Here is a 12,390-nt window from a genome sequence, read left to right as displayed (position 1 = left end):
GGCCTTGATCCTGAAGACGTTGACCGTGGTGGCAGCGATTTGATTCCGCCGGTACGTTCGATCACTATGGGTATTTCGGCTACTTTCTAATTCCTGAACATGAAAAAATATTCAATAATCGTTGTCTTGACCGTCGTTTTTACGACGCTATTCTACGCGAGTTGCAGCGAGAAAAACCTGGACCTGCAACCACTTTCACCAACTGAGGCATCGTATTTCACTGAAGAGTCTGATTTTAACAAGACGGTGCTGGGTGTATATGCTAAACTGACTGATTATTACTGGTTTAACGCTAATAGTCCGATTCACGGTTTCTGGCAGTTACCGGGCGATGATATTACGTCAACAGGTACGTATGCGTTCGAGATTTTTGGTACGTTGCAACCATCAACAAGCCAGAATCAGGCATTCTATCGGATTGCTTATCAGTTGATTAGCCGAGCTAATACGGCGTTACAAAAGCTAGATGCGGAAAAAGGGATTATCAAAACGGCTAATCTGAAAAACTGGCTACGTGGTGAAACGCTTTTCCTACGGGGCTACACGAACTTCCTGCTCTGGAATTACTACGGTACGTCGCCTTTGGTTACGGAACGGATTCAGACGCCGGATAAAATCACGCCACCCAGCTCGAAAGATACCGAACTGCTCGATCAGGCGATTAAAGACCTCACTGATGCTGCTACGTTATTGCCAGCTACCTGGGATGCCGCCAACCGGGGGCGCGTAACCAGCAATTCGGCCAATGGGCTGTTAGGGAAAGCATTGGTATTCAGAGGTTCGGCGAAAAAAGCAGCGGCTGATTTTACGGCAGCCATCGCAGCATTTAACAAGATATCAGGCGTTAGTCTGGTGCCGAATTTCAACGATAATTTCGATGTAAAAACCGAGAATAATGCTGAGTCGCTGTTTGAGTTTCAGGCTTCGCAGCCCGATTTTGATAACGTTTGGCTGGCCAATGATTTTCAGCGGAACGGTGTTGGCTCTACGTCGGCGTTCTGGGGATGGTACGAAAACAGCTCGCAATTGGGCGGACAAGCGCCATATATCGCCACGCAGAAATTAGCACAAGCCTTCGACGCGGGTGACCCACGTATCGCTTCTACATTAGATCCTAAAACGCTGAGTTTTTATAAGTACTGGCACACAGGCGATCAGAAATCACAGTCAGGTGTTGCTTCGGTCAATAATCCACGCATTCTTCGCTATGCCGACGTACTGCTTTTAAAAGCTGAAGCTATTCTTGAATCAGGCGGTTCTACATCCGAAGCCATTGGTCTGATCAATCAGGTACGTACCCGCGCCCGCGAGATGGTAAAAGGTGGTACGTCGCCGGCTAATTTTGTGGCAACGGAAACCGACAAAGCCAAGATTTTCGACTGGATCATGAACGAACGTTTACGCGAACTAGCTGGCGAAGAAGGCGGGCGCTGGCTTGATTTACGTCGGTGGCACATGGCTGGTAAAATCAATCTGGCTTCCTTTAACTGGAGTTCGGCACGTAACGACGTAGCCTTCAAGGTAGAAAAAAATCTATACTATCCCATCCCTGACATCGAGACGAACCTCAACCCGAATGTCAAGCAAAATCCGGGATATTAGTGGGTGAAAACAGATAACCCCAATGTTGTGTTTTCACAGCTACCTGTACCTCAGTAAAATATTGCCTCCTGAATTAGTTGCTGTATCCTCACAGCAGCGGGGGCTTAAAACTAGGTTGGTAAAAGCCCTATTGAAATTGTATAAGATAGGTTTATAATCTACAGCCCTGACACTATGTATCTGGGCTGTTTTTATAAAAACTTCGTTTAAAATGCCCGTTTGTAATTATCGTCCAAATTTTTGCGCATATCGTCCAAGTCTAATCTTTACCATACATCTACTTTCGTTTCGGTATCAGCCTATGGCCTTTACCCAACTAATACGGCATTGTAGGAGCAAATTCAGGCAGCTGTTGAGCGACAAACATAGCTATTTGCTCGAAGCTTTCATTGTCCTACTGATCATGCTATTGCTGGTTTTGGGCATCGGCTGGATGTAATAAATCATTAACCGAAATGATTATGATTGGGGGAACTGCAACTGGCAACGAGTCCTTTTTACGAATAGACGAAAACGGAAAAACGCCCAAATTTCAACAGATAGTCAACGGCGTTATTGCCCAAATCGAAGCGGGTATTTTCAAACCCGGTGACCGATTGCCGAGTATCAACGAAACCAGCGCAGAGTACTATTTGGCGCGGGCTACAGTCGAAAAAGCATATTGCAACCTGCTCAAAAGCGGCCACATTACGTCGTTATATCGCAAGGGATTTTTTATTTCGCACGGTAAAATTGTCAAACGGGTTCTGTTTCTGACGGGTGCCATTAGCGAAACCAACCGGGCTATTTTTAAGGCAGTTAGCGAGTATCTGGGCAAGTCGTATAAGGTTGATATTTACGCCTACGAGTATCAGCGCGATTATCTGCTGGATGGGTTGGAAAAACAGGCTGGTAACTATCATTATTTCGTTCTGATGCCTCACCATCTGGGAGAAATCTGCGATCTAAGCGACCTTTTGAAAAAAATCCCATCCGACAGACTTATTTTTTTAGATGGATCAACTGCTACAGCTCCGCGAAATTGTGCGTCAGTACGTTTCGGCTGTGGTGAACATTTCCGAACCATTCTTGAAGCAAACGCATCAGCTTTCCGTAACTATCACACACTGAATTTCGTCACGACAGACAACGAATACATTCCCGCCGATTGGTACAGTGCATTCCTTGAATTTACAGAAGCCTACAATCTGAATGGTCAGGTGCTGGACGACGTTCGGGAAGCACCATTAAAACGTGGTTCGGCTTATCTGCTCGTAGATGATGATGATCTAATTACTACCATTCAGGATGCAGATAGAAAAGGCTTGAAACTAGGTCATGAACTAGGCATTGTAGCGTTCAGCGATGCCAGTTATAAAGCGGTGCTGGGTGGAGGTATTTCGGTGATAAAAACCGATGTAGCAGCGATTGGACGGAATCTGGCGAGCATCATTGCGCAGAACCAGAAACAGACAGTACGTATTCCGATGCAATTCATCGATCGAGGGTCGTTGTAAATCCTTCCTGAATCATGCAAAGACTTTTTTTGCTCCTGATTCCAGTAGCAGCTTCACTGGCCTGGGCCGTTGGGCATAAACCTTCAATACCAAAACTGTTCCGTCGTCTACCCTCATCCCAGACGGGTATTACGTTCAATAATCGAATTCAGGAATCGGATTCGGTGAATATTTTGCGATTTGAATACCTCTACAACGGCGGTGGAGTCGGTATTGGCGATTTCAATAACGATGGCTGGCAGGATGTATTTTTTACGGGAAATCAAGTGTCTTCCCGACTGTATCTGAGCAAAGGAAAGGATACCGAAAACCCACTCAGTTTCGAGGACGTAACGGAATCGGCGGGCGTAACGACGCATGCCTGGTGTACGGGCGTTACGGTTGTTGATCTGAATCAGGACGGCTGGCAGGACATTTACGTGAGCGTAGCCGGTTACCACAAAGACACGACAAAACGTGCCAACCTACTGTTTATCAACCAGACGAAAAAGAAAGGTGCCCCTGTTCGCTTTAAAGAACTAGCCCGACAATACGGCCTGAATGACACGGGCTACAGTACCCAAACCGCCTTTTTCGATTACGATCACGACGGCGATTTGGATGCCTACATATTGACCAACGCCCTCGACCGCTATAACCGCAATGCATTACGTCCAAAAATGGTCAACGGAGAAGCGCCCAGCAATGACCGGTTATATCGGAATATGAGTGTAGAAAGAGCGAATCGGGGCTCCGATTCGCTCTTTAAAAATGTCACTCGCGAAGCTGGCATTCTGAGGGAGGGGTATGGGTTAGGTATTGCTATTGCCGATCTAAATGGCGATGGGTGGGAAGATGTATACTGCGCGAATGATTTTCTGTCGAACGATTTGGTGTGGGTTAATAATCAAAATGGTACGTTCACAAATCGGGCGGGTGAGTATCTGAAACACCAGACGCACAATGCGATGGGTGTCGATATTGCCGACATCAACAACGATTTGCTGCCGGATATTATGGTCGTCGATATGCTACCGAATACGAATCAACGACAGAAAATGATGTTGCCCGGCTACAATTACGACCGTTTCCGTATGGATTTACAAATGGGCTACCAACCGCAGTACATGCGCAATACGTTACAGCTTGGCATAGGGCATGGAGCGAAAGGCACTGAACTTCACGCTGAAACAAACAAGATCCGGTCTCGGAAACCCGCTACTCAACTCTCCCTGCCCCCTACCCCACTTTACTCCGAAATTTCCCAACTCGCAGGAGTGGATAAAACGGATTGGAGTTGGGCCCCGCTTTTTGCTGACTTTGATAATGACGGTTATCGCGATTTACTGATTACCAATGGCTATCGACGCGACGTAACGAATCTGGATTTTACCGCTTATCTGGCCGATTTACACGCCGGTGGTTTCGGCGATGAGCAAGAAAAAAATAATAAAGCCTACAAAAAACTGATGGAACTTCCAGATGTAAAACTGGCCGACTTCTGCTATAGAAACCGGGGAGCGGATGGTAATCTGACATTTGAAGATGTATCGGAGCAATGGGGTTTCGAATCACCAAATTTCTCAAATGGAGCCGCTTATGCTGATTTAGACAACGACGGTGACTTGGATGTAGTGATCAATACCATTGATGATGAAGCGTTTGTATATGAAAATAGCGCAGTGCAGAAAGCGGAGAGCGTGAGTAAAAGGGAGCAGGGCCACTCGTGGCTGAGGCTGGCGCTTAAGCGAAATCCGTCGCAGGGAACCCGCGTAAATTTGCATTACGGAGAGCATACGCAAACGGCGGAATTTAATCCAACCCGCGGGTACGTATCGTCGGTAGAAAATTTTCTGCATTTCGGGTTGGGTGCTACGTCGGAGGTTGATTCTGTGGAGGTTATCTGGAATAACGGTACGTATCAAGTATTACGTAATGTGCAACCGAATCAGGTGCTACGCATTGACTACGAGCCAATTGGAAAGTATAAACGGCGTAGCGATACATTGCTCGCTTATTTTCAGGAAAATCCAACTGCTGAGTTTGGCTTGGATTACGTTCATGTTGAAAGTGAGTTCAATGACTTTGCACAGACCCCTTTACTTCCGCACAAGCACTCGCAAAATGGCCCACCGATGGCTGTAGCTGATGTGGATGGAAATGGTTTGGAGGACATCTACATTGGTTCGGATTTTGGTCAGAAAAGTTATCTGTATTTCCAGCAGTCGAGTGGTCATTTCAAGAAAATCGAAATTGGAAAAGGTGCAAATCAGGAAGATACAGGCGCTTTGTTCTTCGATGCCGATCAGGATGGTGATCTGGATTTGTACGTAGTGAGTGGAGGAAGCCACGCAAATGGCCCATCAGACGCCTATCAGGACCGACTTTATTTGAATGATGGAAAAGGAAATTTTATTCTGGCTAATCAAGGATTACCCCTCATTAATGTCAGTGGTTCGTGCATAACCGCTTGTGATTATGATCGTGATGGTGATCTGGATTTGTTTCGTGGAAGTCGACTTATTCCGGGACAATATCCGATGCCTGCCAAAAGTTTTATTCTCAAAAATGAATGTGGACGATTCATCGATGTAACAGCGCAGATTGCTCCTGAACTGCAAAACATTGGCCTAGTTACTTCCGCCGTCTGGGCCGACTTCGACAAAGACGGTTTGCAAGACTTAGCTCTCTGCGGCGAATGGATGCCGGTGATGGTATTGCGAGGTAGCCTGGCGCAAAGGACATTGAGCAAAGGGCAAAACATGAGACAATATTTGCTACATTCTAAACCCACTGCCCAAACTCCCAGGCTCTATGCTACTGGTTGGTGGAATACGATTGTGACAGCCGATTTTGATAACGACGGCGACATGGACTTGATGGCCGGAAACCTGGGATTGAATACGAAGTACAAAGCGTCGCCCGAACAGCCAGTAGAGTTGCTTGCCGCCGATTTCGACAAAAACGGACGTATCGACCCGATCATGACGTATTACAACGGTGGTCAGCAATGGATACGCCAAACCCGCGATTTGCTGACGGCGCAGATTCCATCCATGAAACGCCGTTTCCCGAATTTCGATACGTATGCAAATGCTACGTTCAAAGAATCATTTACCGAAGATGAACTCAAATCAGCTTATCACCTCAAGGCGACTGAATTTCAAAGTATTTACCTTGAAAATGTTGGAGGTGAATTCAAGGCACACCCGCTTCCACAGGAAACCCAGTTTGCTCCTATATACGGTATTATAGTCGATGATTTTAATTGTGATGGGCACAAAGATGCCCTATTAATTGGCAATTCGTACGCATCGGAAACCATTGGCGGTTGGTACGATGCCTCGAAAGGCATACTACTGCTAGGCGATGCTCAGGGCGGATTTGTTGTAAGCAAAAATAATGGCCTAAAAGCCGACAGGGACGCAAAATCTATTGTTCAACTTCGGCGTAGGAATGGCGAACATTGGCTTATAATTGGCAATAATGGCAGTCAACTGAATGTATTAAGAAGGAACATTTGACAATCCGATTATTACTCTGTTTATCATTAGGGAATCAAGAGATTACAAATGAGTTACGGACAATACACCTATAAATCATAATAGTAGATGTTTGTTGATAACCCAAAATGATCAAAATCTATGAATAGGCTAATCATTTCATTTACCAATTAGATTAGTTTCGTTCAGTAAAAGGGTAACTAAAAATCGTGATTACTACCTAATGGACTATAAATAAAGGATTTTTGCGAACATGTCGTTCAGTTTAAATCGTTCAATAAAACCTCCGATAGAATCACGACAAGACAATTCAGAACGCTTAAAAATTAAGCTATCTATCATTCCAAGGCCACAGGCCTAGCCATTCCGGATGCCAACCTGTTCATGTATCCGGATAATGTTGCTGTATCTATAGTATCATAGGCAATTAATCTACTTTTAATACAGCCAAGAAGGGCATTCAATGGTTTGTCACGGCTTTTTACTAAGTTCCAAAGGCTGGCCGGTGGACCGATCGGTCATCTCGTCGGGTTTGGTCCGAGATGACTTGACTTAACTAATGCGTTCAAACTTAAAATCGGATGAATAAGAAACTTTTTATCGTGGCGGTACTGTCCATAATTTTACTGGGCGCTTTCAGTTCTGGCTATGCCCAAGGGCAATTGCCCGCCAGTCAAGTGGCGTCTAGGGTTGTCGAGGACGGAGGAACGGGTCCCCATAGCGCCCTGATGCTCACCGAAAGTAGCTTACCCACCCACACGGTCTTCCGCCCGAAAGAGCTGGGTGTTTTTGGCAAAAATAATAAACTGCCCATCATTGCCTGGGGCAATGGTGCCTGTGCTAATTCACCCTGGGAGCATGTCAATTTTTTGTCTGAGGTAGCTTCCTATGGTTTTTTAGTGGTGGCCATCGGCCCCATGCCCCTAGAAGGGGAAAAGGGAAGTGGCAAATCGACCTCTTCCCAGCTTGTTGACGCCATTGATTGGGCAGTTGCTCAGAATGGGGACAAAAAAAGCCCGTACTACCAGAAACTAGATGTGACCAAAGTCGCCGTCAGCGGCATGTCCTGCGGTGGACTGCAAACGCTGGAAGTGGCCTCGGATCCCCGAGTGAGCACCGTCGTGGTTTGTAATAGTGGTATTTTCAGCACTCCTGGAAACGGTAGAAGTGGCATGCCCAACCTGACGAAAGAAAACCTGGGCAAGCTTCATACACCAACCCTATATATTCTGGGTGGAGAAAAGGACATTGCCTACGCCAATGGCATGAATGATTACCAACGTATTAATCATGTACCGGTTTTTATGGCCAATATGGATGTTGGCCATGGGGGAACCTACAGCCAGCCGCATGGGGGCGAATTTGCCAAGGTTGCTACCGCTTGGTACAACTGGCAGTTGAAAGGTGACCGGGCTGCTGGCCAGTGGTTTAGAGGTGAACCGGCTGGTCTTTCCAAGAACTCGAATTGGCGGGTTGAGAAGAAGAATATGCCTTGAGTACACATAACCCTCGGCTCGGGGTCGCTACTACCTTATATGTGCTTAAAAAAACACCCAAGACAAATGGGAATTCTTTAGTTGGCAATTATGATGCGTGCGTGGCATTAACGATAAAGGAGGACGGTCGGTGTTTAGTGATTAATGCTTGCCGTATGAATGGCCTCTCTATCCAACCCACCGAGCGCCGTATCAATACTATCCTGATTACCAATTCTTACTCCATCGTACTGCTCATGCACGTTCTTTCGGTCAATGTAGGCCTGCCACGATCGGTCCAATGGGCTGGGCGCACAATTACTACAGGTATCTTCAAGCAACCTATCCAGGGGGCGGTATCACTGAATGGGCTCAACTTTGTTGGGGATGGGCAGGCTGACCTAACGGTGCACGGCGGGCCGGATAAGGCAGTCTATGCCTATGATAATGCACACTACGCCTACTGGCAGCACCAACTTGAGCGCGCGGACTGGGCACCTGGCTTATTCGGAGAGAACCTGACGACAGAAGCTCTGCTGGAATCGGAAGTACGAATCGGCGATCTGTTTCGAATCGGGTCAACGTTACTACGGGCAGTACAACCCCGGTTCCCATGTTATAAACTGAACGTTCGGTTTGATGATCCCAGCATGACTCGCCACTTTGCTCGAGGGGGACGCTCCGGCATTTATTTTCGCGTCGTTGAACCGGGTATTGTGCAGGCTGGTGATGTGATAACCTTGATCGAAGCAGCCAACACGGATATTACCATTCAAACGGTGTCCCAGATCGTATTAAAGCGCCAGGCCGATGCTGACTTGCTGGCTCGACTGGTTGCCTTGCCACACCTACCGGATTCGTTGAAGCGGATGTTTACGCCTTAACTTATAAACAATGACTTCGTAAAAAAATGGTGCAACCAGCTATTTACATTACGGAAAGTGGTTGATAATTTTTAAAATTTAATTCTTATTCCTAAAATCAATCGTTCCTAAAACCTCGGTTTCCAATCAGGACGAGACATAACAAAAACCGTTCACGAAAACGTCCATTTTACAGACAGCAAACGCCTTTTATCTCAAGTGGGCTCGTTAGTTAGCTGCTCGGAAATCATACTGCTGCTGAAGCTGGACCATGCGCCCCTGATCAATCGGTTCCCCTGCCGGGAACTCTTGTCCTAACGCCTCAAAGTAGTCCTGGAAACTGCCCGGCGTATCAATCTCCACCATACGGGCATGCGCCTGGCCTGGATTGGAAAACCCATGAACGCTTCCGGCGGGAATATACACAGAGGTGCCGGCCGTCGCTTCAATGATCCTACCATCGACCACAATCGTAACACTTCCTTCAACAATGTAAAAGGTGTGAGTCGTCACTTGATGAGCATGGGGTGGCGGCCCTGGAAAGCCAGCGGGTAAATCATGCTCAACCATACAATATAGACCGCCCGTGTCGGTTTGGCTAACCAGAAACGTGGTTTTACAATCCCCTATCTGAATACATCTTGCCCCTTGGCGGGAGGTAATGGTTGGTCCTGTTGACGGAGACATACTGCCGCTGGTTTTAAAAGCTATTAAAGTTAATAAATAGCCTAAGTCTACCACTAGTGCTGGAAGTAGCCAACACAGCGGATCTACTAAAAGACGTACGATGTGTTGGCCGAGACAAAGTTCTTCAGTAGGGGTTAAGTAGGTATTGATGAAATATGACAGCCATGAAAACGTGAAGATCACAAAACGCTACTTCGTCTCAGTAGGAGCGTTTTTTTGAGAAACAAATCGTCTTAGCCCTAATCTTGAAAAACGTCTATTTTGCGCTATTGAAGGCGAGTTGATCAGAAAGAATCTTTATAGGAAGCAGAAGAAGGTACGCAGAGGTGAACAGAAGGTTACTTCTTTCCAAACTGCTTACGGTAAGCTATGGGTGTCATTCTGAACTCTTTTCTAAACAAGCGAATAAAAGCGCTTTCGTTCTCAAAACCACATTGGGGAACGATGTTGCCTACGGTGGCAGCTGATGTCTTTAATAGTAGAGAGGCTTGCTTTAGTCGTAGTCGCGTGAGGTATTGCCCTGGGGTCAGTTCATAGGCGCTGCGGAAGCAGCGGATGAAATGATAGGGGGAGAGGTGGGCTAAGTCTGCCAGTTGAGCGACGGTGATTTTTTCGGCTGGATGGTTGGTCATGTAGGCCAAGGCGAGTTTCAGTTTTTTATGCAGGTCTTTTTGGGTGGCCTCCTGCGTGGCCGCTATTCGTTTGCTCGTTTGGTATTGAGCTAACTCAAACCAAGGCTTCTTTGGCCGCGTAGAAGGATAACCGTTTTTTTCCCGGAAGGCTTTGCGCTCGGGGGTGAAGTCCCACCAATTGAGCTTACTAGTTGGATGGTTGGCATAATGGACCACAAGCCGAAACTGATCTTCAACACAGGGATCTGTCCATACCCCTTTCTCCAATTCGTATTGATCGGTGAGCTTTGCGGGGTCCTCACTCTTTAGGTCGTGTAGGGAATAATAGCCCATCCAGATCAAGTCATGGGCGAAGCGTATCCCGATTGAGGGAAGACTCTGAAACGCAGATAACGCAAACAGCTCCATCGCCCTGATCGTTGACGTATCCAGCAGCTGCTGCAATACCTCTATTGTGTGCAGGTGCATCTCACTCTTTTTGAGTTTCAGCGCCCGCAGCTTTTTCACTTCTGCGGGTGTTACTGCCAGTGGATTGAGTTGCTCTTTAGTCATGTTGGGCAAAAGTTAGCAGGTAACTATTATTGTCGCAGAGCGAAAATTCAGTAGCCCCATAAACCGTTTTCTCCAGGCCGGTGAGCACGGTCACGCGTTCGTTGATATAGTCATAATACTGACGGATGTTATCTACTGTGATGTACAACAAAAGCGATCCGCCATCGGCACGACTCACCATCGGGTGCTGGCCTTCAAGGCTGGCAAAGCTCTGAAACATGAAGGAGACACGTCCGTTGGTCATCAGGGCAAATACCTTTTTCGCCTTCGGCAGTAGTCACTTCATCCGTGAGTGTAAAGCCAAGTTTAGCGTAAAAGGTGATGGTGGCTTGTAAGTCATTGACGAAGATGTTTGGCGAGATGGATTTCATTACTTGAATGGGTTGATCGTTTGTCCAAAAGTAGGGGAAAGGGGAAAGCGGACATGTGCTGAAATTGCCAAAGTGGATTATGGAACAAGCCTTTGATAAGATCATTACTTTTCCCTAGATTGGAATTTCTCCAGCCCCTATCCCTCACTCGTGTGAAACACCTTTTCGTGCTTATTTCGCTTAGTATACTGTCTACTTGGGGACATGCCCAACCAACGGATAGTTGTAGCTGCCAAGCCAATCTGAACGCCTTAATTAACGTGGCTAAAAGCCGGTACGCGGGCTTTGAGGATAAGACGTCACGTAAAGCCTTGGCCCAACACAATCAACTACGCCAAAGCCTTTATCAGCAAGCTCGGCTGGCTTCACCTTCCGCTTGCCTACCCCTATTAGAAAAGTACGTGGCCTTTTTTAAAGATGACCACTTTACCATTCACTACACTGACCAAACAGCCGCTTCCCGAACACCGGTTAAGGCCAAGGAGTCAGCTGATCAGATCCGCCACTATCTATCAGGACAACCAACTCGCCTAGCCCCCGTCGAAGGCATTTGGCGCGATATCAATGATCTGTATCAAGTATCCATTCACCGCGACAAGAAAGACCCTGATCAATATATCGGCACTATTGCCAGCGCAAAGGTGGCTAACTGGCAGGCTGGGTTGGTCAAGTTTAGCTTAAAACAGACGTCATCAAAACGATTTGAGGCCCTCTACTACTTCCAGAATTTTACCCCCGCCAACTACACGGCCTCTTTACAGGGGGATATTCTTAAGTTTTCCGGTTTTGGTGGCTACTGGGTACGAACAGTGGCCAGGTTTGAAAAGCCGGCGCAGCTAGCCCAAACCGTCGATTTATTAACCCAACAGAAGCAGCTTCCTAACCTGAGTTTTAAGGTCATTGACTCCAACTTCTATTACTTAAAACTAAGCTCATTCAACGTGGCTGACTCTGCCTTCAACACCGTATTGACGCAACATAAAGAGGTCATTGGTCAAACTCCCTATTTCATTATTGATCTACGGGGTAATGCAGGGGGGTGTTGTAGCTTAGATTCATGGGATGAGTTTATCCGCTTGATCTATACGCAACCCATTGTTGACGCGGGTGTTACAGAAAAGGTAGGAGGCAAACTCATTAGCTATCCAGGACGCACCGTTCGCCGGGACAGTGTGGCCCGGATGCCTCAACAGATCGCTCTTTTGATTGATAGTGGCGGGGCTAGTAGTG

10 protein-coding genes are annotated in these 12,390 nt (G+C 46.9%); 6 read left to right on the top strand and 4 right to left on the bottom strand.

Annotated elements, in window-relative coordinates:
• Positions 1-99 precede the first annotated feature (99 nt).
• The 5 genes from ACOJS8_RS21190 to ACOJS8_RS21170 all read left to right on the top strand — a co-directional run bounded on the left by ACOJS8_RS21190 (position 100) and on the right by ACOJS8_RS21170 (position 8,939).
• Positions 100-1,602, top strand: a complete 1,503-nt coding sequence (locus ACOJS8_RS21190) for a RagB/SusD family nutrient uptake outer membrane protein (protein WP_420150549.1) — start codon at positions 100-102, stop codon at positions 1,600-1,602.
• Between the two features lie 461 nt (positions 1,603-2,063).
• A complete protein-coding gene (locus ACOJS8_RS21185) occupies positions 2,064-3,098 on the top strand; it encodes a GntR family transcriptional regulator (protein ID WP_420150548.1) in 1,035 nt (344 codons plus the stop codon).
• A gap of 14 nt (positions 3,099-3,112) precedes the next feature.
• Positions 3,113-6,601, top strand: a complete 3,489-nt coding sequence (locus tag ACOJS8_RS21180; protein WP_420150547.1) for a VCBS repeat-containing protein — start codon at positions 3,113-3,115, stop codon at positions 6,599-6,601.
• A 560-nt stretch (positions 6,602-7,161) separates the two neighbouring features.
• A complete protein-coding gene (locus ACOJS8_RS21175; RefSeq protein ID WP_420150546.1) occupies positions 7,162-8,076 on the top strand; it encodes an alpha/beta hydrolase in 915 nt (304 codons plus the stop codon).
• Between the two features lie 155 nt (positions 8,077-8,231).
• Complete coding sequence (locus tag ACOJS8_RS21170; RefSeq protein ID WP_420150545.1) at positions 8,232-8,939, top strand: MOSC domain-containing protein; 708 nt, start codon at positions 8,232-8,234, stop codon at positions 8,937-8,939.
• Positions 8,940-9,146: 207 nt separating this feature from the next.
• Here the strand turns inward: ACOJS8_RS21170 and ACOJS8_RS21165 are convergent, their stop codons facing one another.
• The 4 genes from ACOJS8_RS21165 to ACOJS8_RS21150 all read right to left on the bottom strand — a co-directional run bounded on the left by ACOJS8_RS21165 (position 9,147) and on the right by ACOJS8_RS21150 (position 11,160).
• Positions 9,147-9,788 carry a cupin domain-containing protein gene (locus tag ACOJS8_RS21165; protein ID WP_420150544.1) on the bottom strand — a complete coding sequence of 214 codons (642 nt, stop codon included), beginning with the start codon at positions 9,786-9,788 and terminating at the stop codon, positions 9,147-9,149.
• Between the two features lie 155 nt (positions 9,789-9,943).
• Positions 9,944-10,789 (bottom strand): helix-hairpin-helix domain-containing protein, encoded by an 846-nt coding sequence (locus ACOJS8_RS21160; protein ID WP_420150543.1) that lies wholly within the window; start codon positions 10,787-10,789, stop codon positions 9,944-9,946.
• Positions 10,782-11,009, bottom strand: a complete 228-nt coding sequence (locus ACOJS8_RS21155) for a hypothetical protein (protein WP_420150542.1) — start codon at positions 11,007-11,009, stop codon at positions 10,782-10,784. The genes ACOJS8_RS21160 and ACOJS8_RS21155 overlap by 8 nt, the downstream gene beginning before the upstream one ends.
• Complete coding sequence (locus tag ACOJS8_RS21150; protein ID WP_420150541.1) at positions 10,984-11,160, bottom strand: VOC family protein; 177 nt, start codon at positions 11,158-11,160, stop codon at positions 10,984-10,986. The genes ACOJS8_RS21155 and ACOJS8_RS21150 overlap by 26 nt, the downstream gene beginning before the upstream one ends.
• A 401-nt stretch (positions 11,161-11,561) precedes the next feature.
• Between ACOJS8_RS21150 and ACOJS8_RS21145 the strand changes: the two genes are divergently transcribed.
• Positions 11,562-12,390 (top strand): S41 family peptidase (locus ACOJS8_RS21145; protein ID WP_420150540.1); only part of this gene is annotated, 829 nt, incomplete at its 3' end.

Source organism: Spirosoma sp., assembly GCF_048594605.1.
Classification (GTDB): Bacteria; Bacteroidota; Bacteroidia; order Cytophagales; family Spirosomataceae; genus Spirosoma.
Note: the sequence above shows the minus strand (reverse complement) of the source record. Positions and strands in the feature narration are given on the sequence as shown.